Here is a 22,745-nt window from a genome sequence, read left to right as displayed (position 1 = left end):
AGGATCTGTATTCATGCGGCCGATTATACCCGCTTCAGCTGAACGAAAGCGCAGGCCGTCAGCGGCACTTTTGACGTCTAGGCAAAATCACCATAGCGCAGCTGCAACAGGCCGGCGATCACCGGAGCAACGGTTTCGGTGCGGAAAATCCGCGGCCCAAGAATCAGCGAGGTATAGCCCTGTGAGATAGCCTGATTGTCTTCTTCAGTCGAATACCCCCCTTCTGGCCCCACCAATACGGTGACCGATTCCACCTTTTCCGGCAAAGCCGAATGATGGATGGCCCCGGTGGGACACATCAACAGTTTGAGTTCACTCTCGTCCTTAGCCGCCAGAAATTGCGCAAAAGTGATGATGGGACGAATGGCCATCAAGCGCGTGCGACCGCATTGCTCGGCGGCGCTGGCAGCGATACCTTGCCAATGTGCGATGCGTTTTTCGGCGCGCTCGCCGCTGTAACGCTGCTGGCAATATTGCGAAATCACCGGCTGAAAAACACTCACACCGAGTTCGGCGGCTTTTTGCACCGTGTAATCCATCCGGTCCGACGCCGATACGGCCTGCACCAATGTGAGCTGCAAAGGCGATTCGCGATCGACTGGGTCAAATGATTGCACCTGCACTGTCACACTTTTCTTGCCCATCGCGGTGATGATGCCCTGATATTCGCCACCCAGACCGTTAAACAGCGTCACCCTCTCGTCGGGCTGCATCCGCAGCACCTGCACATGCCGCGCAACGGCTTCGGGTAAATCAAACTCTTGTGCCAATGCTAGCGGAGTATCGACATAAAAACGGGGTAAAGCCATCGGGATCAACCTAGGGTGAGGCGCTCGATAAACAGGCCGATACTGAAGATCACGCCCAAACCAAGCAGGGAAAACAGAACATAGCGGATGAGATTGAGCCAGCGCCGATCACGCTCGCGAACATAGCGAAAGCCGGCATAAACAATAATGAGTAGCGCGACAATGACCAGAATCCGCAAGAGCGCAAACATAGCGCTAGATACTCAGGGGAGGAAGGTCATGGAACGACGATGGCACATGATCATCGTCGTTAAACGTCACGATTTCATAGCTGTCGCGGTCAGCCAGCATGGCACGCAGCAATTTGTTATTCATGGCGTGACCGGATTTATAGCCGGAAAACGACGCAATCAGCGGAAAGCCCAGAATATACAAATCGCCAATCGCATCAAGAATTTTATGGCGGACAAATTCGTCTTCAAAGCGCAAACCGCCGTCGTTTAAGACGCGAAATTCGTCGATCACGACGGCATTATCCATATTGCCGCCGCGCGCTAAACCATTCGCACGCAGATATTCAACTTCGTGGATAAAACCAAAAGTACGCGCGCGGGCAATTTCGCTAATGTAATTGGTGTGGGCAAAATCGATTTCGATTTTCTGGGCGGATTTTTTAAAGGCAGGATGCTGAAAATCAATCGTCAGCGCGACTTTATAGCCATCGTGCGGTTCAAATTTGACCCATTTATCACCATCGTGCACTTCGATTGGCTTGAGCACACGGACAAATTGTTTGGGTTTATTGAGCTCGCGAATACCAGCACTTTGCAGCAGGTAAATAAACGGTGCAGCAGAACCATCCATAATCGGCATTTCCGGGGCATCGACATCGACCAGTACATTGTCGATGCCAAGGCCGGCAAACGCCGACATCAGATGCTCGATGGTGCCGACACGCACGCCGTCTTGGACGAGCGTCGAGGAGAGTCGCGTGTCGTTTACCAGATCGGGGCCAACCTTGAAGGGCTTTGACTCGGGCAAATCAGAGCGTTGAAACACTATGCCATGGTCGGCGGCAGCGGGGCGCAAAGTGAGGGTCACTTTTTCGCCCGAATGCAAACCCACGCCGGTTGCACGGATGGTGCTTTTCAAGGTTCGTTGTAAAAACATGGCCATTCCTGCCTTCTCACAGCTTCAATTGTCTTAATTCTACCAGCCTCGGGTCCTGCTCTGGATGAATCATTACAATCGGGCTCATAGGCACCGTTTATTCAAGCACTTAGCTCACAGCAGCAGAATTGTCACAAGGCACACGCAACACTCGGTACAAATCGTACGGCAAGGCGCAGTCACGCAGCGTGATCAGTTCTGGTTTGCAACTTAGTCTGCTTGACGGCGCAAAAAGGCCGGAATATCCATATCAATATTCGACATTGCCGGACGCGCTGAAGCTGCTTCCGGTGCCGGATTGCGACGATTGTTACGCCAGATTGCCGGCGTATCCAAGGCGTCGTCATAGCCCACATTATCCGTACCGGTCTTCATTGTTTGGCTGCTAACGACTGACAGTTGCGGCTTATTCATGTCGCGACCGCCACCTAAACCCGTCGCCACCAACGTCACGCGGATCTCGTCGCCCAGCGACTCATCGTAAACCACACCATGTTTAACCAGTGCACCTTCAGCAACATGAGCTTCGATGATTTCCAAGGCTTGGCGAGTTTCTGATTTTTTCAACGACGCGCGCGATGCGGAGAAATTCACCAGCACGCCACGCGCACCTTTAAAGCTGATGTTGTCGAGTAATGGGCTGCGAATAGCATCTTCAGTGGCGCGAATCGCACGATCTGGACCAGTCGCATAGGCCGAGCCCATCATCGCCATGCCCATTTCGCGCATCACGGTTTTAACATCGGCAAAGTCGACGTTAATAAAACCTGGGTATTGAATAATCTCAACAATCGAACCCACGGCATTGCGCAGTACATCATCAGCAGCGCGGAATGCTTCGTCGATGGTGACATCGTCGCCCAGCACTTCTTCAAGCTTCTGATTTGATACGACAATCAATGAATCAACGTAGCGTGACAATTCATCGATACCGGCTTGCGCCACTTTCTGGCGACCACCTTCGTCCAGACCTGGCTTGGTCACCACGCCCACGGTCAGAATGCCTTTTTCACGCGCCACTTGTGCAATCACAGGCGCCGCGCCAGTGCCTGTACCACCGCCCATACCGGCAGTGATAAATAATAAATCTGCGCCAGAAATCAATTCGGCAATATGCTCGCGATCTTCTTCAGCCGCCTGACGGCCAATATCGGGATTACAACCCGCGCCAAAACCTTTAGTCAATTCAGCGCCCAACTGAACCACATTATCAGCTTTGGATAATTTCAATACCTGCGCATCGGTATTGGAAGAAATAAAATCAACACCTTGCATATGGTGTTCGATCATATTGTTGATTGCATTACAACCGGCACCACCAACACCAATGACCTTGATATTGACGTGATGCGATACCTCTGGAACTTCAATAGTTAATGCCATGATTCTCTCTCCTGTTACCCGATTTTACCGCTTACCCGAAAATTTCAAAAGTTATTTTGAAACCAAGACTTCATTCGGCCAAAAATGTCTCCAATAGAGCCATCTTTACCCCTTTGCCCAGGGGATTTTTGCATTTGTTGCCGAGCCACCAGCAATAAACCCACTGCAGTTGAATAGCGCGGGTTTTTAACCACCTCGGCCAATCCACCCACATAACGTGGTAAACCCAATCGAACCGGCATATGGAATATTTCTTCTGCCAATTCGGTCATTCCCGGCATTAATGAAGCACCGCCGGTAATAACAATACCGCTTGATAATCGATCTTCCAGATTAACGCGACGCAATTCGGCCTGAACAAAGCTATATAATTCTTCAACGCGTGGCTCAATCACTTCAGCCAGCGTATGGCGGCTCATTTGTCGCGCACCACGCTCGCCCACTCCGGGCACTTCAATCATCGTTTGCGGATCAGTCATATGGCGCAATGCCACACCATGCTGAATCTTGATATTTTCGGCTTCACCCGTTGGCGTGCGTAATGCCATGGCAATGTCATTGGTAATTTGATCACCGGCAATTGGAATAACCGCGGTATGACGAATTGCGCCATTAATAAATACCGCCATATCAGTGGTGCCACCGCCAATATCAACCAAACAAACACCTAAATCACGTTCATCATCGGTTAATACCGCATGCGCGCTGGCCAATGGCTGCAATACCACTTCGGCAATTTCCAAACCGCAACGGCGAACGCATTTGGTAATATTCTGCACCGCAGAAACCGCGCCAGAAACAATATGTACCCGCACTTCCAGACGCACACCCGACATGCCTAATGGCTCTTTCACATCTTCCTGACCATCAATCACATATTCCTGCGACAAAATATGCAGCACCTGATGATCAGCCGGAATATTCACCGCACTGGCCGTTTCAATCACGCGGTCAATATCGGCCTGAGTGACTTCTTTATCTTTAATGGCCACCATACCGTGTGAATTAAGGCTCTTGATATGGCTACCAGCAATTCCGGTGTAGACCTCACTGATTTTGCAATCGGCCATTAATTCGGCCTCGCCCAATGCAGCCTGAATTGCACCGACGGTTTTTTCGATATCAACCACGACACCGCGTTTGAGGCCTTTGGATGAGGCCGAGCCCATGCCGACAACATTGAGCGAGCCGTCCTCGGTCACGTCCGCAACCACCGCAACGACTTTCGACGTTCCGATATCTAGCCCCACGATGAGATTTTTTGCGTCCCTAGTCACTGACAGCCTCTTTACAAAACTTAAGAATTCACTTTAAAAAAACACGCCAACTTAATATTTTTAATTACTTTAATGAGTAACAAGCATAAATCATGCCGAAGCCTTTACGGCTTTCGGTTTGACGACTACCGGTTTTCCCTGAGCATCGAGCTTGCCCGGCTCAAGCGGCACATAATCAGGCAACCTCACGGCAAATCCATTCGGATAGCGCAAATCAATATATTCAAATGACTGCTGCAGCAGCGCCAAGGAATTGGGATAGGCTTTGACAAAACGCTCGACCCGCTCGATGGGCTCATCACGCCCCACTTCAATCATCAGCTGCTTATCCAGCTCCATTCGCCAAGCTCGCCGCTCGGACAGCCAGATCTGCGTGGGCTTTTTCCCCAGCGGCTGGGTAATTTCATTGAGCCGCAATAGGCCCTCAACCATCACCCGTTCTGCCCCTTCCGGGCCTTCCAATACTGGCAAGGCTTCATTACTCGCCGCATCAAATTGTTCGCCATACTGATTTAACAAGGCGCTTGATCCCCAGCGGGCAATGGCGCGATGCTCCTCAATATTCACTTCCAGCCGATCAGGCCAACGCCGACGCACTTCAACTCGGCGCACCCAGGGCAATTTTTCAAAATCTTGCCGGGTTTTATTTAAATCCAGCGTGAAAAACGTCCCTTTTAATTCGTTCTTAATTACATACTGCAATTGCTCACGCGTGGTATGCCGCAATTCACCATCGACTTTAATTCGCTTCACCGGAAATAGCGGCGAATGCACCGCTAAAAACAGTAGCGAATAAAACAGCAATAACATGGCCAGACCAGTCAATAGATTGGCGATCCACATTAAAAGCTGCGGCTTATCCCACATTATTTGCACCTCAACTGTGCTACTGCGCCAACTTCACGCTGCGGCGTGCGCTGCTCGCGATCCTCACGTACTTGATGTACGTTCCGGTCGCTGCGCTGCTGACTTCTTGCTTGAAGCCGGCTCGCTACGCACATTTGAGGACAAATATTCACTAGAAATACCTTTTGTTTACAAGGTCGTGGCCAAAATCTGGACGACCAGATCTTCGTACGACAAACCGGATTCTCGTGCGGCCATCGGGAACAGGCTATGGCTGGTCATGCCGGGAGCCGTATTAGCTTCCAGCAGATAAATCGTGCCGTCGTCGTCGGTCAGAAAATCGATGCGTGCCCAACCTGCCGCGCCCAGTACGCGGAAAGCTTTTTCGGCCAGCGAGCGTGCCAGCGCTTCTTTTTCATCGCCCAAACCGGCAGGGCAACGGTATTCAGTGTCGTCACGGAAGTATTTGGCTTCGTAATCGTAAAACTCGGTCTGCGGAATAATCCGTACGCTAGGCAGCGCCTTGCCGCCCAGCACTGCGCAGGTGTATTCACCGCCACCAATATTGCGCTCGGCTAACACCACCGAATCATGGCGCGACACTTCAGCCCAAGCGGCATCAACGTCGGCCAGCGATTTAAGCTTTACCACGCCCACACTGGAGCCTTCACTGGCGGGTTTGACGAACATCGGCAAACCCAGCTCTTCTGCGGCCAGCTTTAACTCGGCCGCATTATCGACAATGCGATACTCTGGCACCGGCAGTCCCGCCGCTTCCCAGAGTAATTTGGTGCGCCATTTATCCATCGCAATGGCTGAGGCCATAACGCCGCAACCGGTATAAGGCACGCCCATGAATTCCAGCGCGCCCTGAATCGTGCCGTCTTCACCACCACGACCGTGCAAAATCAGAAAAGCACGATCAAACCCTTCTTCTTTCAGGGCGGTCAGCGCTTTATCGGCCGGATCAAAGGCATGGGCATCGACGCCCTGGCTGCGCAACGCAGCCAATACCCCGGCACCACTCATCAATGACACTTCGCGCTCGGCTGACGAGCCGCCCATGATCACTGCTACTTTGCCAAATTTATTCATGCTTATGCGCTCACCAATTGCTTCGGGGTCTGGCCAATCGAGCCAGCACCCATCGTAATAATCACATCGCCATCCTTGGCTGCGGCAAAGATTGCCGCTGGCATCTCGGCAATGTTTTCCACAAAGATCGGTTCGATCTTGCCAGCCACACGGACAGCACGCACCAGCGCACGTCCATCGGCGGCAACAATCGGTGTTTCACCGGCGGCATACACTTCAGCCAGCAACAAACCATCGACGGTATTGAGCACTTTGACAAAGTCTTCAAAACAATCGCGAGTACGGGTATAGCGATGCGGCTGGAAAGCCAACAGCAAACGACGCCCAGGAAAAGCGCCACGCGCGGCAGCCAAAGTCGCCGCCATTTCAACCGGGTGATGACCATAGTCATCGACCAAAGTAAACGAGCCACGACTTTGGCCATCAACATCGGGCAGTGCCACTTCGCCATAACGCTGGAATCGGCGACCCACGCCTTCAAATTTTTCCAGCGCAGCGACAATCGCCGCTTCATCGGCACCGACTTCGATCCCGATGGCAATCGCCGCCAGCGCATTCAATACGTTGTGCATGCCGGGCATATTCAGCGTGACGGCCAGACGGCGCGTTTCGCCGTTTTGCCAGACTGCGTCAAATTTCATCTGGCCATTAGCGGCCACGATGTTTTCGGCGCGCAGCATGGCATCAGCCGCCGTGCCATAGGTTGTAACCGGGCTAGTCACTTTGGGCAGGATCGAGCGCACGTGCGGATCGTCAATGCACAGAATCGCTCGGCCATAAAATGGCAGGTGGTGCAGAAAATCAATAAAGGCCAGTTTCAATTTCTCGAAGTCATGGCCGTAGGTGTCCATGTGATCGGCATCGATATTGGTCACGACCGAAATCACCGGCGAGAGCAGCAGGAAAGACGCATCGCTTTCATCGGCTTCAGCCACCAGAAAATCGCCCTGCCCCAGACGCGCATTCGAGCCTGCGGCATGCAGCTTGCCGCCAATCACGAAAGTCGGGTCCAGCCCAGCCGCTTCAAGCACGCTGGCACTCAAACTGGTGGTCGTGGTTTTGCCGTGCGTACCGGCAATTGCAATCCCTTGCTTTAGGCGCATCAACTCGGCCAGCATCATGGCGCGGGGCACGACCGGGATCTGGCGTGAACGCGCTTCGATGACTTCCGGGTTGTCATCCTTAACCGCACTGGAAATCACCACCACGTCGGCATTGGCGACAAACTCGGCCGCATGGCCCTGATGCACCACAGCACCAGCAGCGCTAAGGCGCTGTGTGGTGGCGTTAGCGCCCAGATCGGAGCCGCTGACCTCAAAACCAAGGTTCAGCAAGACTTCAGCGATGCCGCTCATGCCTACGCCGCCGATGCCGACGAAATGAATGCGTTTAACTTTATGCTTCATATCCACGAAGGGTATAAGACCAGAGAGCGCGCATTATATACTCTGCAGGGCTTTACCCTATACTCCTATCCAGCTAATTCTTCAATTACGGCAACAACTTGCGCGGTTGCCTCCGGTTTGGCCAGACGCTTGGCATTGCTTGCCAGCGCCAGACATTGTTCTCTGCTTGTTTGCTGCAACAAAGCCGCCAGCGAATCGGCTGTCAGCTGACTCTGCGGCAGCAAAATACCCGCGTTTTCAGTGCTTAAAAATTGCGCATTGCCCGTTTGATGATCGTCAACCGCATGCGGAAACGGCACCAGCACGGCAGCAACACCAATGCAGGCCAGCTCGGCAACGGTCAAAGCGCCCGCACGGCACAAGACCAGATCGGCCTCGGCGTAAGCGCTGGCCATATCGCTGATAAACGCCACGCACTCGGCATCAACACCTGCTGCGGCATAATTGGCGCGCAGGGCTTCAATGTGTTTTTCACCCGCCTGATGAATCACCTGCGGCCGCGCGTCAAGCGGCATCATGGCCAGCGCCTTGGGCACCTGTTCGTTAAATACCTGCGCCCCCAGACTGCCGCCGACGACAAGCAATTTCAGTGCGCCCGTGCGGCCAGCAAAACGCTCGGCTGGCGCGGGTACATTTTTCAATTCGTCACGCACCGGATTACCAACGCACTGCTTGGCAGGCAATGCAGCAAATGCATTCGGAAAAGCAAACAGCACACGATTGGCCAATTTGGACAACACCTTATTGGTCAACCCGGCCACCGAGTTCTGCTCGTGAATCACCAGCGGCAACCAGCACAAGCGCATGGCTAGGCCACCGGGAAAGCCGGTAAAGCCGCCAAAGCCAATTGCCACATCAGGGCGGCGGCGGAAAATCAGGTTCAAGGCGGACAGCAAAGCCTTCCCCTGCACCCACGGCTGCGAGAGCTTTTTCAGCCAGCCTTTGCCACGCACGCCGGTAATTTCAAGCGTCACCAGCTCGATCCCGTGCTGCGGCACCACGCGCGTTTCCATCGCGTCTTTGGCTCCTAGCCAGACCACTTCCCAGCCTTTGTCACGCATCGCATTGGCCACCGCCAAAGCAGGGAAAATATGGCCACCCGTGCCACCCGCCATCACCAGCAAGGTTCGCTTACTCATACGCGATACCCCCGAATCAGCTGGCGGTTTTCATAATCAATCCGCATCAGTACACCAATCGCAATCAGATTGGCCACAATGCCCGAGCCGCCGAACGACAGCAGCGGCAAAGTCAGCCCCTTGGTGGGCATTAGCCCCATGTTCACACCCATATTGATAAACGACTGAAAGCCGATCCAGATCCCGACACCTTGCGCGACCAGCGCGTGCCAGTGCCGCTCAAGTTTGGTCGCCTGTACGCCAATCGCAAAAGCGCGAAAAACCAGAAACATGAACAGGCAGATCACCACAGCGATGCCAGCAAAGCCGAACTCTTCGGCAATAATCGCCATCAAGAAGTCGGTATGCGCCTCAGGCAGGTAGGATAATTTTTCCACGCTGGCACCCAGGCCAACGCCGTGCCATTCGCCACGCCCAAAAGCAATCAGCGAGTGACTCAGCTGGTAGCCTTTACCATACGGGTCTTGCCACGGATCCAGAAAGCCCAGCACCCGCGCCAGACGATACGGACTTGAGGCAATCAAACCGACAAAGGCCACGCCCAGAATCGCGATCAGCCCCAGAAAAACCCGCCAGTTAAACCCACCCAGAAACAGCGCGCCCATCGCAATCACGGTAATCACAGTGAAGGCACCAAAATCGGGCTCCAGCAGCAATAATGCGCCGACCACCGCCATCACCAACGCCATTGGAAACAGCACTTTGCTAATGCTCTCGCCCAGCTTGGCATCCATGCTATGCGCTTTGCGCACGGTGTAATCGGCCGCGTACAAGACCACAAAAAACTTCATCAGCTCGGAAGGCTGCAGATTAATCACAAACAGGCTCAACCAGCGGCGGCTACCATTCACCTCGCGGCCAATACCGGGAATCAGCACCAGCACCAGCAACACCGTGCCGATAATAAACAGCGATGGCGCCCAGAGCCGCCATTTTTCGGTCGACACATTGAACGCGGCCACAGCAGCCAGAACGCCAACCAGCAGAAATACAGCGTGACGCTGCAAAAAGTAATACGAGCGAAAACTGGTGTCTTTATCGACCTCGGCCATCGCAATCGACGCCGAATACACCATCACCAGCCCAATTGACAGCAGCAGCGTCACACACCAGAACAGCGCCTGATCGTAGCTGCTCATGGTGGGTTTCATGCGGCTCATGGCCTGATAGAAGATCTGGCGCATCAGTGCTGCTCCAGGCCTTTCACTGCAGCAATAAACACTTCAGCACGATGATGGTAATTGCGGAACATATCCAGGCTGGCGCACGCAGGCGAAAGCAGCACCACATCACCCGGCTCGGCCAGATTGCTGGCGACGCTCACGGCCATTTCCAGCGTTGGTAGCTGCATTACCGGCAGATAGTTGTCATCGTCGTCGGGCAGAAAGCTTGAATGCGCTTCGTTCAGCACATCAGCCAGAGCCGGACCATCACGGCCAATCAGCAAAACTGCACGGCAAATCCGCTCGCACGCTTCAAGCAGCGGCGAAAAGTCCTGCCCTTTGCCATCACCGCCGGCGATCAGCACCACCGGGCGTGTCATGCCTTTCAGTGCGGCTTCTGTTGCGCCCACATTGGTGCCTTTCGAATCGTCGTAATACGCCACGCCATTGACTTCGGCAACCAGCTCAACGCGGTGCGGCAAGCCTTTGAACGCGCGCAAAGCCGCCAGCAATGGCGCTGTAGGCAAGCCAGCTGCACGGCACAGGGCAATCGAAGCCAATGCATTCACGGCATTATGCAACCCGGCCACAGGCAGCTCGCTGGCCTTGATCAGCTCGAAATCACCGCAGCGCAAGCTGAAATCGCCGTCGATTTCAACCAAGCCATACTCGCTACCGTTACGGGGGGTATCAGCTCCAAACCAAACTACATCGCGGCCTGGACGTGCCATACCCCGGCAATAGCCATCTTCGCGATTGAGCACCTGCACGCCCAGACCCGCAAAAATGCCCGCTTTGGTCGCCGCGTATTCGTTCATCCCGGCGTAGCGGTCCAGATGATCTTCCGACACATTCAGTACCGTGGCTGCCGCAGGCATCAGTGAGCTCGTCGTTTCCAGCTGAAAGCTCGATAGCTCAAGCACCCAAAAATCCGGCCATTCACCACGCGCTTCCCAGTCTGCCAGCGCAGCGAGCACCGGCAAGCCGATATTGCCTGCCGTAACGGTTTTAAACCCGGCGGCTTCGCACATTTGCGCCACCATGGTGGTGACCGTAGATTTACCGTTCGAGCCGGTAATCGCAATGACCTTGCCCCGCGACTGATCCGGTCCGCCCACCAAGGCTTGGGCGAGCAACTCGACATCGCCCACCACCGGAATACCTTGCGCAATCGCGGCAGCAACTTCTGGCGTCGCCAAAGGCACGCCGGGGCTGGTGACCAGCATCTCGGCGTCGGCAAAGGTATCGACATTAAATGCGCCGAGGCGCAACTCGACCTGCGGCAGATCGGCTCGCAGATTATCCAGATTGGGCGGTGTTTTGCGGCTATCGGCCACCGTGACGCGCGCGCCTTTACCCGCCAACCAGCGGGCAGTGGCTAAACCGGTGTCACCCAGACCGACGACAATGCAATGTTTGTCCTGGTAAGGAGTGAGGAGTGAGGAGTGGGGGGTCAATTGTTCCACCGTCGATTCCATTTTTAACTTGAACACTTCGCTTAAATACACAACAAGGATAAAGGCGAGGCACAACGCCTTACACCTCTCTCCTTACACCTAACACCTAGCGCAGTTTCAGCGTGGCCAAACCGACCAGCACCAATAGCATGGTAATAATCCAGAACCGCACCACCACCTGCGTTTCCTTCCAGCCTTTTAGCTCGTAGTGATGGTGCAGCGGTGCCATTCTGAACACGCGCTTGCCGGTCATCTTGAAACTGGCGACCTGGATCATCACCGACAGCGCTTCCACGACAAACACGCCGCCCATAATCAGCAGCACGATTTCCTGCCGCACAATCACCGCGACAACGCCAAGGCCAGCCCCCAGCGCCAACGCACCCACATCGCCCATGAAGACTTCAGCCGGGTAGGCGTTAAACCATAAAAAGCCCAAACCCGCGCCGACCATGGCTGCGCAGAACACAATCAGCTCACCCGCGCCCGCCACATGAGGCACCCCGAGGTAAGTCGCAAACTTCACGTTACCGGCAACATAGGCAAAAATGCAGAATGCGCCCGCCACCAGCACCACCGGCATAATCGCCAGGCCATCGAGGCCATCAGTGAGATTGACCGCATTGCTGGTGCCAACGATCACAAAATAGGTCAGCACGCAAAACCCGATTGCGCCAAACGGATACAGAATTTCTTTGTAAAACGGGATAATAAAGCCGGTATTGGCCGCGTCCGGGCCGATATTGACCAGAAAAATACCCGAGCCAATGGCAATGGCCGATTGACCGATCATCTTGGCTTTGGCTGACAAACCCTTGGGGTTTTTCAGCGCAACTTTTTTGTAGTCATCAATAAACCCGATCACGCCGGTCGCCATCGTCACAATCAGCACCAGCCAGACATAACTGTTTTTCAGATCGCCCCACAGCAGCGTGGTCAGACCAATCGAGAGCAGAATCAGCGTACCGCCCATGGTCGGTGTACCGGCTTTCACCAGATGCGTTTGCGGGCCATCGTCGCGAACCGCCTGGCCGACTTTCAACTCGGCCAGCTTGCGAATCACGTACGGCCCCAGCACCCAGGAAATCCCCAAGGCGGTGATCGTCGCCAGTACCGCGCGCAAAGTCAGGTAATTAAAGACGTTGAAGGCGCGTACCGACTCGCCCAACCATTGCATCAACATCAGCAGCATGGCTGTGCTCCTTGCTTGTTATCCAAATCTTGCGCGATCAGTCCTTCGACCACGGTTTCCATGCGCATAAAGCGCGAGCCTTTCACCAGAATCTGGCTGTCGGGCGTCATCAGCGCACGCACTGCTGCAATCGCTGCAGCATGATCGCTGCAGTGCTGCGCACGCAGTGTTCCGGCCGCCTGATTGAACGCCTCAACGGCATACTGCATATCAGTACCCATCGCAACAACATGATTGATCTGACGTTCAGACGCATACCTACCTACTTCGCGGTGGCAATGCTCAGCGCTATCGCCCACTTCGCCAATATCGCCCAGCACCAGAATGGTGGGTTTGCCCTGCTGACCGATCGCCGCCAGGACATCGATTGCCGCTTTCATCGAATCCAGATTGGCGTTGTAAGTGTCGTCCAGTATTGCCGCGCCATTAAACGCAGTTTTGGCTTGCAAACGGCCTTTCACCCCGGCCCAGCGTTGCAAGCCTTGTGCAACGTGTTCCAGACTCACGCCAACGGCCAAGGCCGCCGCCGCTGCCGCCAGCGCATTGCGCACATTGTGTTCGCCCGGCACCGCCAGCTGCACAGCTACTTCACCGTGCGCGGTTTTCAACACAAACTGGCTACCTGTTGCAGACAAGACGAGCGCTGTCGCGCTCACCTCGCCGTTAAAACCAAAAGTGGTAATCGCGTGTGGCGCGGCCAGCTGATGCCACAGCGGCGCGAATTCATCGTCGGCGTTGATAATCGCCGTACCGTTGGCAACCAGACCGGCAAAAATTTCACCTTTGGCCTGCGCCACGCCCGCCACCGACCCCAAAGCCTCCAAGTGCGCAGCACCGGCATTGTTCACCAGTGCCACGTCGGGCTGGGCAATGTGCGTCAGATAGTCGATCTCGCCAAAGTGATTCATACCCATTTCGGCAATCACATAACGATGCTCGGGCTGGATACCCAATACCGTCAGCGGCAGACCGATGTGATTATTCAAATTACCTTTGGTGGCGTGGACCCAGCTTTCATTCGTAGCGGTCTGCTCGCCACCAGAAGCCACATTACAGATGGAGGCCAGCATTTCTTTCACGCTGGTTTTGCCATTGCTGCCAGTCACGCCAACCAGCGGGATATGCGCATGTTTGGCGCGCCAGTATTTGGCCAGCTCGCCCAGTGCGGCGAGCGTATCTTTGACCACAATGCAATTGCCCGCCGCAGGCGCTTGCTCGGCGGGCTGACTGTCATTTTGCACAATCGCTGCCACCGCACCTTGCGCGAAAGCGGCAGGGACAAAATCATGCGCGTCAAAACGCTCACCCTTGAGCGCGACGAATAGATCACCTGCGCGAATATCGCGGCTATCGGTGGTGACGCGGCTAAACGTCAATTGGGAATCGCTGGCCAGCAATTTGGCTTTCAGCGCTTGCGCGGCCTCCCGCAAACTCAACATCATTACTTCTCTTTCCTTGTGACTTTTCTAGCCAATGCTTTTTCGGCGTGTTCCACATCGTCGAAGTGGTAACGCTCGCCTTTGATTTCCTGATAATTTTCATGTCCTTTGCCGGCGATCAGAATCACGTCGCTGGCATGCGCCACCTCGACGGTGTCGGCAATCGCAGCAGCACGATCCGATTCGATCGAGTAATGCGCTTCGCCAGTGCCTGGCACGCCTTCAACACCGGCGACGATGTCCTGAATAATCGCTTTGGGCGCTTCCGAGCGCGGGTTATCGCTGGTAATCACCACCGAATCGGCCAGACGGCAGGCAATTTCGCCCATCAGTGGGCGTTTGCCGGTGTCACGATCTCCGCCACAACCAAAAACGCAATACAGGCGCGAACCCGCTGGCATGGCTTCGCGCAATGTCATCAGCACTTTTTCCAGCGCGTCCGGCGTGTGCGCGTAATCGACGACCACCAGCGGCTTGCGGCTGCCATCGGCCATCAGCCCACCCAGGCATTGCATCCGGCCAGCGGCAGGGCGGATTTTTTCCAGCGCAGCCGTGGCATCGCTCAATGACACGCCTTGCGCCAGCAACACACCCAGACAGGCCAGCAAATTGCTGGCATTGAAACGCCCCAGCAAACCCGACTGAATCCGCGTATTGCCGAACGGCGTTTCCACGGTCAGCGTCAGCCCCTGCAGCGACGATTCAAGCTGCACACAGCGCAAATCACCGTCGTTAAAGCCGTAGGAATAGATTTTTTTGGCCGTGGTAAAGCCAATCAACTCACGTCCAAAAGGATCGTCCGCGTTGATAACCGCCGCTTGCAGGCCTTCCCACTCGAATAGCTTGGCTTTGGCCGCGCCATAGGCGGCCATATCGCCGTGGTAATCGAGATGATCACGCGTCAGATTGGTAAATACGGCAGTGTGAAACTGCACGCCATGCGCGCGTGCCTGCGTTAGCCCGTGCGATGAGACTTCCATCGCCACCTGCGTCGCGCCTTCGGCCCGAAAGCGGGCGATCCAGTGTTGCAGGCTGAGCGGATCAAGCGTGGTATGCGTCGAGCTGCTGAGCTCACCCACAAAACCATTGCCCAACGTCCCCAGCACCCCGGCTTTGCCACCCAAGGCGTCAAAGGCTTGCGCCAGCCAGTTGGCAATCGACGTTTTGCCATTGGTTCCGGTAATACCTACCACAGGTAAATGCCCAGCATCATTACCCAGCAAGGCTGCCATTAATATACCCACCTGATAGCGCAGAGCAGGCACGGCAAGATTGGCAACATCATGCGTCGGATTCCAGCTAAAACCGTCTGCCTCCCAAATCACGGCAGCAGCGCCGTTGGCAATGGCGTCGTCAATATACTGGCGGCCATCAACATACTCGCCCTGGTAGGCGATAAATACGTCACCGGCTTTGACTTTGCGGCTGTCGGCAACGACAGCTCGGCCACGGGTCAGCGCGGTGATTGCGGCAAAATCGATGGCAGGTAATGCCCAGCTCACTGGTTTCATGCGTCTTCCTTCACGTCTTCCACCCCATTGCCGGGCAGTAAAATATTCGTTGTTGGAGCATCAGGCGGTACACCCAGCAGACGCAGGCTGCCCGCCACCACATTACTAAACACCGGCGCGGCAACCAGACCACCGTAGCGCAGCGCAAACGAAGGCTCGTCGATCATCACCGCCACAATCAGCCGCGGATTCGAAATCGGCGCCAGGCCAACAAACGAGCCCACCCGCGCGGTATCCGAATAAACACCATTGACCAGTTTTTTAGCCGTACCGGTTTTACCGCCAACACGGTAGCCCACCACCTGCGCACGCGTGGCGGTACCGCCGGGCAGAGTCACCATTTCGAGCATTTTTCGCACTTGCGCCGCGGTTTCGGCCGAAATCACCTGCTTGCCCGGCGCAGGAGCCACCAGCTTGGTAAAGGTCACCGGATGCACTTCGCCATTCCCGGCAAAGATCTGATAGGCACGCGCCATCTGCATCACCGATACCGACACGCCATAGCCATACGACATGGTGGCCTGCTCGATCGGACGCCAGTTTTTCCACGGCCGCACGCGGCCAGGCGATTCGCCAGGGAATCCGGTATTCAATTTCTCGCCAAAACCGATGTCGTGGAAGAAATTCGACATCTCTTCGCGCTCCATCATCAGCGCCATTTTGACCGCGCCGACGTTGGATGACTTTTGCATAATGTGCTCAACCGTCGCAGCGCCCACCGGATGATCATCACGAATCGTCGCCGGGCCAATGGTCATCGTGCCATTACCGGTTTGAATCACCGTCGTTGGTTTCACCTTACCGGCGTTCAGCGCCATCGCTACGGTAATGGCTTTCATCGTCGAGCCCGGCTCGTACAGATCAGTGAGCGCGCGATTGCGTTTGTGTGCAGGGTCGATTTTGGCGCGGCTATTGGGGTTGTACGACGGCGCATTGGCCATCGCGAGCACTTCGCCAGTCCGAGCGTCGAGCACCACAATGGCACCGCCCGCCGCCTGACTATTGTCTACGGCGGCCTTCAGTTCGCGATACGCCAAGTATTGAATCCGGCGATCAATCGAGAGCTGCAGCGTCTGGCCTTCCTGCGGCGGCACGATGGTTGAGACGTCTTCGACGATATAGCCACGGCGATCACGAATCACCGTGCGCGAGCCGGGCTTGCCGGCCAGCATGGCGTTCTTGGTCAGCTCGAAACCTTCCTGCCCCTTGCCATCCAGATTGGTAAAGCCCACCACATGCGCCATCACCTCGGCCGCGGGGTAATAGCGGCGATATTCGGTTTGCGAGTAGACGCCGGGCACATTCAAAGCCAAAACCCGCTTGGCATCAGCGGGTGAGATGTGGCGCTTGACCCAGAGAAAATCGGATTTAACCTCTTCGCCCTGTTTGTTTTTCCGGGTGGTATTGAGTTTCTTTAATAATTCATCGGACGAAATGGCCAGCATGGCAGCCAGCTTTTTCACTTCATCCACCGAGATGGGCACCAGCTCATCTTCGGTGGCCTGCTTCCAGTCTTTGGGTCTACTCTGACCAATCGGCAGCACCTGCATACTGCGCGGACTGAGCCAGATGGATTGCACAGGCGTAGAAATGGCCAGCGGCTCGCCATTGCGGTCGGTAATCACCCCGCGATTAGGCTCAAGCTTGAGCGTGCGGCGATAGCGGGCATCACCCTGATTTTGCAGAAAATCTTCGTTCCAGGCCTGCAGGTACAGACTGCGCCCGAGCAGGACAATAAACAGACCGAGCAAGCAGCTGAGCACAAACCAGACGCGCCAGCGCTCCAGCCGGGGTTTCACCGCATATCTGTCAGATCGCCGTCCGGCGATTGCGCGCGCATGCCGAATCATTGCAGATCCGACACCACGGGTTTGGGCACTTGCTGACCATGCTCCAGAATCACCTGGGTGCGGTTAGCGGGCGCAACCTGCATGCCCATTTTCTGCCTAGCCTCGGCTTCGACGCGCGAATGCATCGCCCAGGTGCTTTGCTCCAGCTGTAATTGCCCCCACTCGACGTCAAGCTTGCGCGTTAGTGCATCTTCTTTTTGCAGCTCGATAAACAGCTTGCGCGCCTTATGCTGGCTAGTCACCACGCCCATGGCACACACCACCAGAATGGAGAGCAGAAATAGATTCAGACGAGTCACAAGGACCCCTCGGTGCGCTCAGCCACGCGCAGAATGGCGCTGCGCGCGCGCGGGTTGGCTTTGAGCTCGGCTTCGCTAGCTCGAATCGGCTTGCAGACGATTTTCAGCGGCGGCGGCGCGATTTCGCTGGCCATGACCGGCAAGCGTGATGGCAGGCGATCGCCGGTGGCTTTATCCTGCATAAAGCGTTTCACAATGCGATCTTCGAGCGAATGAAACGCAATCACCGACAAGCGTCCGCCTTCTTTCAAGAGCGATAATGCTTGCGGCAGTGTTAGCGATAACTCCTCAAGCTCACGATTGATGTAAATCCGTACAGCCTGGAAGGTACGCGTCGCCGGATCCTGGCCCGGCTCACGGGTCCGGACTGCCGTTGCCACGACCGCGGCAAGTTCGCCTGTTGTAGCAAAAGGTTGGACTGCCCTACGCGTAACAATCGCTGCTGCAACCTGCCGAGCAAACCGTTCTTCGCCATAATCTTTTACCACCTCTGCAATGTCTTTTTCATCAGCCGAATTAATCCATTCAGCCGCAGTCATACCCCGCGTGGTATCCATGCGCATATCAAGCGGAGCATCAAACCGGAAGCTAAACCCCCGGGAACCATCGTCCAGCTGTGGCGAGGAAACCCCCAGATCCATCAGCAGACCATCAATTTGTGTAATACCGAGCTTGGCCAGCGAATCGGCCAGCGTAACAAAGCCTTCGTGCACAATCGTGAAGCGCGGATCGGTGATCGTCGCCGCCTCGGCAATGGCGTGCAGGTCTTTATCAAATGAAATCAGACGGCCATTCGGGCCGAGCTTGGAGAGAATCAGCCGCGAGTGACCGCCGCGACCGAAAGTGCAATCAACATAAATACCATCAGGCCGGATAGCGAGCGCATCCACAGCCTCATCGAGCAATACCGTGCGATGCACGAAGCTTTGTGTATCGCTCACAACAAAATTCCTTCCATATTATTCTCAAGTTCTTGCGGATCCATCTCCATGATGGCCTCGGTGGTCGCGATCCAACTCGCGTCATCCCACAGCTCGAACTTATTGCCCATCCCGACCAGAGCAACTTCTTTATCCAACTTGGCCACCTGCCGCAGACGTGGCGGTACCAAAACACGACCCGACGCATCCATTTCGACTTCTTCAGCCTGACCGACGATAAAACGACGGATATTCGCCTTCGCGCCAGTCAACTGATTCAGTTGATCCCGAATCGGCAACCAGGCTGGCTCCGGATAAACCAGCAAGCAACCCGCAGGATCAGCCGTGATGATGAGTTTGCCTTGAGCTTGGGCGAGCAAAGTATCGCGATGCTTGGCAGGTATCGCCAATCGCCCTTTGCTATCCAGATTCAAGGAAGACACACCACTAAACATGACCGAATTACCACCTTTTAGGCGCTGTAAATATGCAATCTGCTCGTCGGGGGTTTTGTCCCCACTTTTGCTGCAATCGAGAAGAAAAATGCACTTTTTCCCACTTTCCCCCACAGCGCCCCACTATAGAGTAAAAAAAAACCCGGCACAAGTTGCGCCGGGCCATTTCCCGTTTTGATACAATGATTTAGTGCTTAACTACACGCCAATTTAACATTCATAAAAATCAAACACCCAGCTGATAAAGTTAAAGTATTACTTTAAATTCAATCACTTTCCCTAGCGACAAACGTCACCCAAATCAGCCTCGGCCTCACTGCCTTACAAAAAACACGTGAATTTCCTGATGAACGGCAAAATCAATCAAGTTTTAGCATTCGCCTTGCTGGCCCTACTGTGCTGGCAGCTGATTGGCGCAGAAAGGCGCAGCAAACTGAGGCACTATTCGAAGATAGCGGCGGTCAGCCTGCTGATTAGCGCTGTAGTGGCAGTGATTTTGCATTTGCGCTAATCGCCACAACATCCGTCAACACGATTTGCCGCCTTCAATGGCCAACCGACACTGCGAGAAGCTCAAACCTTACAAGCAATAAACTGCACCACTGCACCATCACTCGCTCTTCTACCTTCGCGACGACGGTCGGACTCGGTTCTGGTATCAAGCAAGGGCTGGGCGCGATATTGGCGTCGTGAAGCTTGTCGACGATCTGCGTTTTGGCGGCGCTCATGACCATTCCACACCTCAGCCCCAGAAGCCGCGGGACGACGCGGCACACGGTCATTTTTACGAATTCCGGCATCAAATCCGGCATAAGCCGTCAATGCAGAGACAGACAAATCTGAGGCTTCGTAAAGAGAAGGTAGGGCTTTAGTCAAAAACATGAAAATTAACCATAAATATCAATCACTTAATACAAGTATCGGCTATTTTTCATATTTCTTAAATACCAAACCCAGTCATATTCATCACAATTCAAACATCAAAACCAGCAGATATTGTCAACAACCCCGATAGAATATAATCATTTATTAATATAATAAAAATCAAACATAAGGAAATTTGAATATTTAGCCGAATAAGCCAGGAAATCCCGCGCTACACAAGCCTATGTTTTATATGTACAATCGCGAAAAATTATTTGTAGCTTAGGCGTAACATTTAACACTTATTATTAAGCTGGTATTTGAAATAGGCTTGTCTTGTTTCAGCCACCTTTAAATACTGCCCTGGTTACGCCGCATAGGAATGCATGATGAAAAATATCCCCCTCTCTATCACCCTGTTGTTTGCATCTAGCGCGCTATCGACCACCGCTTTGGCCGACGAACAGCCAAAGCAGCCACAGGCAGTATCCAGCGCGGAGCTGGCCGATCATCTGGCATCACCCAATGCAACACAAAAAAAATCCAGCTTTAGTGCCAAGGAATTTGCCGACACTGGCCGCCAGAACCCGGCTCCGATTGAAGCTGGCCCGTTCTATATTTACCCGACCCTGGGCCTGAGTTTTGGTCACGACGACAATATCACGCGTGCAGCCAGCAATGAGATCAGCTCAAGCGCAGCGCTGATTGCGCCTTCAATCGTGGCCGATCTAGTCAATAATGGGGATCGCTATGTCGTTGGCTACAATGGCCGCTTCACCCGTTACTTTGGCCAGTCAGCGAATAATACCGACAGCCATGAATTGCAATTTCAGGCGCAAAATGCCTATAGCGCCCGTCTGAGCACCCTGCTATTTGCGAATGTATTGCAAGCAGAAGACCAGGTAGGTGCAACCGATAGTGCCAGCAAATCACCCGACCAATACCGTCAGTACAGCCTGCGCGGTATGGTGGGCTATGGCGCTCCGGATGCCACAGGCCGCTTGGAAGGCGAAATCACTTACGTCAACAAAGGCTATCTGAATAATCGCGCCAGCACTGCGCTGCTCGACCAGGAAACACTGGGGCTGACTGGCCGTTTCTTCTACCGCGTGGCACCGCGCACGCGCGCTTTGCTTGAAGCGCGCTATCAGGACATCAACTACGACCTTGAAGGCAACCGCCAGAATAGCCAGGAATACCGTGCCTATACGGGCGTAACCTGGGATGCGGACGCCTACTTCACCGGCTCGGCCAAAGTCGGCATGATGAGCAAAAAGTATGATGATGCCCGTCGTGGCAGCTATGACGATTTCAGCTATGAAGCGCTGGTGCGCTTTATGCCACGCACTTACAGCAGCTTTGATTTCACTGCGGTACGCACCATTTCCGAATCAACCGGCATAGGCAACTATCTGCTTGATGATATGTTCTCTGTCGCGTGGAATCATGCCTGGAGCAATTTCACCAGCACACGCACCACATTGAGCTACGTCGCTAGTGATTATGTGGGTGCAACCCGGAATGATGATACTTTCTATGCGGCGTTCAATATCGACTATAAGCTCACCCGCTGGCTGAAAACCGGCATTGAGTTGCGTTATGAAAACCGCAATTCCAATATCAATAGCTCGGATTACACCCGTGGCATCTATATGGTCAATCTGAGCGGCTCGCTATAATCGGCGCAGACACCAGCCAGGCTTCTGCCGTCGCTGGCCAAGGTGCTTGATGCACCACAAAAAGCGACGGAATAGCTGGCTGCATTTCGCATGCCCCAAACCGTGCCCCAAGTCAATTTACAAGTGAAAAGCAATCGATGTTGAAATCAATCTGGCTATTCCATCCGAAACAATCGGCTAAATGTCGCCCAATGCGTCTTTTATCTGCCATTGTGGCCGCAGGCCTGCTGGGATTGTTTGCCCCCGCCCATGCTTCAATTTTTGATAGCCCAAGCCCGACACCTGAACCAGCAACCGCGACCGCCGATCACCTGAGCAGTGCGCCTGTGCGTAGCATTTCTCTATCTAACTACAAGCTGGGCGCAGGTGATGTAGTCACCATCCGTGTTTTTGGCGAAGATGAGCTGAGCCGGGAAAGAGTTCGCCTGACCGACGCAGGGACATTGCAATATCCGGTGATTGGCGAAATTGTGATCAAGGGTATGACCACGGGCGATTTGCAGCGGCTAATTACCGAAGGGCTGCGCGGTAAATATCTAGTCAACCCGCGCGTTGCCGTGCTGATTGACGAATACCGCCCCTATTACATCAACGGCATGGTGTATAACGCGGGCGGCTTTCCATTCCAGCCCGGCTTGACGGTGCTCAAAGCGATTGCGCTGGCGGGTGGCTTTAAAGAGCGCGCCTCCAAGGACAAAATCTTTGTAATCCGTGCCGATGACCCCACCCAGCAACAACAAAAAGTCGATCTCACCAGCCCGATTTATCCGGGCGACATTATCACGGTACAAGACAGCTTTTTCTAATATCACCGCCACTGACAATCTAGCAACGCCAGCTGCCGTGTTGCC

22 protein-coding genes are annotated in these 22,745 nt (G+C 54.4%); 3 read left to right on the top strand and 19 right to left on the bottom strand.

Features of this window, described 5'->3' with window-relative positions:
* Nucleotides 1-77: 77 nt before the first annotated feature.
* The 18 genes from ABHF33_RS10025 to mraZ form a co-directional block, all read right to left on the bottom strand.
* The gene (locus ABHF33_RS10025; RefSeq protein ID WP_348943833.1) at nucleotides 78-809 is read right to left on the bottom strand and encodes a 16S rRNA (uracil(1498)-N(3))-methyltransferase; all 732 of its coding nucleotides are present in this window, start codon (nucleotides 807-809) and stop codon (nucleotides 78-80) included.
* A 5-nt stretch (nucleotides 810-814) separates the two neighbouring features.
* Entirely contained in the window at nucleotides 815-1,000 is a 186-nt protein-coding gene (locus tag ABHF33_RS10020; protein WP_348943832.1) for a hypothetical protein, read from the bottom strand.
* Between the two features lie 4 nt (nucleotides 1,001-1,004).
* Nucleotides 1,005-1,919 carry a UDP-3-O-acyl-N-acetylglucosamine deacetylase gene (lpxC, locus tag ABHF33_RS10015; RefSeq protein ID WP_157314401.1) on the bottom strand — a complete coding sequence of 305 codons (915 nt, stop codon included), beginning with the start codon at nucleotides 1,917-1,919 and terminating at the stop codon, nucleotides 1,005-1,007.
* 210 nt (nucleotides 1,920-2,129) lie between these two features.
* The gene (ftsZ, locus tag ABHF33_RS10010; RefSeq protein WP_348943831.1) at nucleotides 2,130-3,302 is read right to left on the bottom strand and encodes a cell division protein FtsZ; all 1,173 of its coding nucleotides are present in this window, start codon (nucleotides 3,300-3,302) and stop codon (nucleotides 2,130-2,132) included.
* Between the two features lie 44 nt (nucleotides 3,303-3,346).
* Nucleotides 3,347-4,579, bottom strand: coding sequence for a cell division protein FtsA (ftsA, locus tag ABHF33_RS10005; RefSeq protein ID WP_198314463.1), 1,233 nt, complete (start codon nucleotides 4,577-4,579; stop codon nucleotides 3,347-3,349).
* 90 nt (nucleotides 4,580-4,669) lie between these two features.
* The gene (locus ABHF33_RS10000) at nucleotides 4,670-5,422 is read right to left on the bottom strand and encodes a cell division protein FtsQ/DivIB (RefSeq protein ID WP_348943830.1); all 753 of its coding nucleotides are present in this window, start codon (nucleotides 5,420-5,422) and stop codon (nucleotides 4,670-4,672) included.
* A gap of 192 nt (nucleotides 5,423-5,614) precedes the next feature.
* Nucleotides 5,615-6,520 (bottom strand): D-alanine--D-alanine ligase, encoded by a 906-nt coding sequence (locus tag ABHF33_RS09995; RefSeq protein ID WP_348943829.1) that lies wholly within the window; start codon nucleotides 6,518-6,520, stop codon nucleotides 5,615-5,617.
* Between the two features lie 2 nt (nucleotides 6,521-6,522).
* Nucleotides 6,523-7,926, bottom strand: a complete 1,404-nt coding sequence (murC, locus tag ABHF33_RS09990) for a UDP-N-acetylmuramate--L-alanine ligase (protein ID WP_348943828.1) — start codon at nucleotides 7,924-7,926, stop codon at nucleotides 6,523-6,525.
* Between the two features lie 65 nt (nucleotides 7,927-7,991).
* On the bottom strand, nucleotides 7,992-9,065 hold the full coding sequence (murG, locus tag ABHF33_RS09985; protein WP_348943827.1) for an undecaprenyldiphospho-muramoylpentapeptide beta-N-acetylglucosaminyltransferase: 1,074 nt from the start codon (nucleotides 9,063-9,065) through the stop codon (nucleotides 7,992-7,994).
* Nucleotides 9,062-10,249: a putative lipid II flippase FtsW gene (gene ftsW / locus ABHF33_RS09980; RefSeq protein ID WP_348943826.1), complete on the bottom strand. Its 1,188-nt coding sequence runs from the start codon at nucleotides 10,247-10,249 to the stop codon at nucleotides 9,062-9,064. Before ftsW ends, murG begins: the two co-directional genes overlap by 4 nt.
* Nucleotides 10,249-11,694: a UDP-N-acetylmuramoyl-L-alanine--D-glutamate ligase gene (gene murD, locus ABHF33_RS09975; protein ID WP_348943825.1), complete on the bottom strand. Its 1,446-nt coding sequence runs from the start codon at nucleotides 11,692-11,694 to the stop codon at nucleotides 10,249-10,251. The genes ftsW and murD overlap by 1 nt, the downstream gene beginning before the upstream one ends.
* A gap of 97 nt (nucleotides 11,695-11,791) precedes the next feature.
* On the bottom strand, nucleotides 11,792-12,865 hold the full coding sequence (mraY, locus tag ABHF33_RS09970; RefSeq protein WP_432803980.1) for a phospho-N-acetylmuramoyl-pentapeptide-transferase: 1,074 nt from the start codon (nucleotides 12,863-12,865) through the stop codon (nucleotides 11,792-11,794).
* A 2-nt stretch (nucleotides 12,866-12,867) separates the two neighbouring features.
* Nucleotides 12,868-14,319: a UDP-N-acetylmuramoyl-tripeptide--D-alanyl-D-alanine ligase gene (locus tag ABHF33_RS09965; RefSeq protein WP_348943823.1), complete on the bottom strand. Its 1,452-nt coding sequence runs from the start codon at nucleotides 14,317-14,319 to the stop codon at nucleotides 12,868-12,870.
* Nucleotides 14,319-15,827, bottom strand: coding sequence for a UDP-N-acetylmuramoyl-L-alanyl-D-glutamate--2,6-diaminopimelate ligase (locus ABHF33_RS09960; RefSeq protein ID WP_348943822.1), 1,509 nt, complete (start codon nucleotides 15,825-15,827; stop codon nucleotides 14,319-14,321). Before ABHF33_RS09960 ends, ABHF33_RS09965 begins: the two co-directional genes overlap by 1 nt.
* Nucleotides 15,824-17,626 carry a peptidoglycan D,D-transpeptidase FtsI family protein gene (locus ABHF33_RS09955; protein ID WP_348943821.1) on the bottom strand — a complete coding sequence of 601 codons (1,803 nt, stop codon included), beginning with the start codon at nucleotides 17,624-17,626 and terminating at the stop codon, nucleotides 15,824-15,826. Before ABHF33_RS09955 ends, ABHF33_RS09960 begins: the two co-directional genes overlap by 4 nt.
* A gap of 47 nt (nucleotides 17,627-17,673) precedes the next feature.
* On the bottom strand, nucleotides 17,674-17,976 hold the full coding sequence (gene ftsL / locus ABHF33_RS09950; RefSeq protein WP_157314412.1) for a cell division protein FtsL: 303 nt from the start codon (nucleotides 17,974-17,976) through the stop codon (nucleotides 17,674-17,676).
* Nucleotides 17,973-18,917 carry a 16S rRNA (cytosine(1402)-N(4))-methyltransferase RsmH gene (gene rsmH / locus ABHF33_RS09945; protein WP_348943820.1) on the bottom strand — a complete coding sequence of 315 codons (945 nt, stop codon included), beginning with the start codon at nucleotides 18,915-18,917 and terminating at the stop codon, nucleotides 17,973-17,975. Before rsmH ends, ftsL begins: the two co-directional genes overlap by 4 nt.
* On the bottom strand, nucleotides 18,914-19,351 hold the full coding sequence (mraZ, locus tag ABHF33_RS09940) for a division/cell wall cluster transcriptional repressor MraZ (RefSeq protein WP_348943819.1): 438 nt from the start codon (nucleotides 19,349-19,351) through the stop codon (nucleotides 18,914-18,916). Before mraZ ends, rsmH begins: the two co-directional genes overlap by 4 nt.
* A 346-nt stretch (nucleotides 19,352-19,697) precedes the next feature.
* Between mraZ and ABHF33_RS17025 the strand changes: the two genes are divergently transcribed.
* Entirely contained in the window at nucleotides 19,698-19,862 is a 165-nt protein-coding gene (locus ABHF33_RS17025; protein WP_432803933.1) for a protein MIGRI, read from the top strand.
* Between the two features lie 62 nt (nucleotides 19,863-19,924).
* Here the strand turns inward: ABHF33_RS17025 and ABHF33_RS09935 are convergent, their stop codons facing one another.
* On the bottom strand, nucleotides 19,925-20,233 hold the full coding sequence (locus ABHF33_RS09935; RefSeq protein WP_348943818.1) for a hypothetical protein: 309 nt from the start codon (nucleotides 20,231-20,233) through the stop codon (nucleotides 19,925-19,927).
* Between the two features lie 371 nt (nucleotides 20,234-20,604).
* Between ABHF33_RS09935 and ABHF33_RS09930 the strand changes: the two genes are divergently transcribed.
* Entirely contained in the window at nucleotides 20,605-21,894 is a 1,290-nt protein-coding gene (locus ABHF33_RS09930; protein ID WP_348943817.1) for an outer membrane beta-barrel protein, read from the top strand.
* A 137-nt stretch (nucleotides 21,895-22,031) separates the two neighbouring features.
* Nucleotides 22,032-22,700, top strand: coding sequence for a polysaccharide biosynthesis/export family protein (locus ABHF33_RS09925; RefSeq protein ID WP_348943816.1), 669 nt, complete (start codon nucleotides 22,032-22,034; stop codon nucleotides 22,698-22,700).
* The last annotated feature ends 45 nt before the right edge of the window (nucleotides 22,701-22,745 follow it).

The organism is Chitinibacter sp. FCG-7, from assembly GCF_040047665.1.
Classification (GTDB): Bacteria; Pseudomonadota; Gammaproteobacteria; order Burkholderiales; family Chitinibacteraceae; genus Chitinibacter; species Chitinibacter mangrovi.
This window is presented reverse-complemented; position numbering and strand designations above follow the sequence as displayed.

Coding starts and splice junctions, on each gene's coding strand:
- ABHF33_RS10025 (WP_348943833.1), bottom strand. CDS start 809: ATGGCTTTACCCCGTTTTTATGTCGATACTCCGCTAGCATTGGCACAA.
- ABHF33_RS09925 (WP_348943816.1), top strand. CDS start 22,032: ATGTTGAAATCAATCTGGCTATTCCATCCGAAACAATCGGCTAAATGT.
- ABHF33_RS09935 (WP_348943818.1), bottom strand. CDS start 20,233: ATGTTTTTGACTAAAGCCCTACCTTCTCTTTACGAAGCCTCAGATTTG.
- ABHF33_RS10020 (WP_348943832.1), bottom strand. CDS start 1,000: ATGTTTGCGCTCTTGCGGATTCTGGTCATTGTCGCGCTACTCATTATT.
- ABHF33_RS09995 (WP_348943829.1), bottom strand. CDS start 6,520: ATGAATAAATTTGGCAAAGTAGCAGTGATCATGGGCGGCTCGTCAGCC.
- ABHF33_RS09930 (WP_348943817.1), top strand. CDS start 20,605: ATGAAAAATATCCCCCTCTCTATCACCCTGTTGTTTGCATCTAGCGCG.
- murG (WP_348943827.1), bottom strand. CDS start 9,065: ATGAGTAAGCGAACCTTGCTGGTGATGGCGGGTGGCACGGGTGGCCAT.
- mraZ (WP_348943819.1), bottom strand. CDS start 19,351: ATGTTTAGTGGTGTGTCTTCCTTGAATCTGGATAGCAAAGGGCGATTG.
- murC (WP_348943828.1), bottom strand. CDS start 7,926: ATGAAGCATAAAGTTAAACGCATTCATTTCGTCGGCATCGGCGGCGTA.
- ABHF33_RS17025 (WP_432803933.1), top strand. CDS start 19,698: ATGAACGGCAAAATCAATCAAGTTTTAGCATTCGCCTTGCTGGCCCTA.
- ftsZ (WP_348943831.1), bottom strand. CDS start 3,302: ATGGCATTAACTATTGAAGTTCCAGAGGTATCGCATCACGTCAATATC.
- ABHF33_RS09965 (WP_348943823.1), bottom strand. CDS start 14,319: ATGATGTTGAGTTTGCGGGAGGCCGCGCAAGCGCTGAAAGCCAAATTG.
- ftsW (WP_348943826.1), bottom strand. CDS start 10,249: ATGCGCCAGATCTTCTATCAGGCCATGAGCCGCATGAAACCCACCATG.
- lpxC (WP_157314401.1), bottom strand. CDS start 1,919: ATGTTTTTACAACGAACCTTGAAAAGCACCATCCGTGCAACCGGCGTG.
- ABHF33_RS10000 (WP_348943830.1), bottom strand. CDS start 5,422: ATGTGGATCGCCAATCTATTGACTGGTCTGGCCATGTTATTGCTGTTT.
- ABHF33_RS09960 (WP_348943822.1), bottom strand. CDS start 15,827: ATGAAACCAGTGAGCTGGGCATTACCTGCCATCGATTTTGCCGCAATC.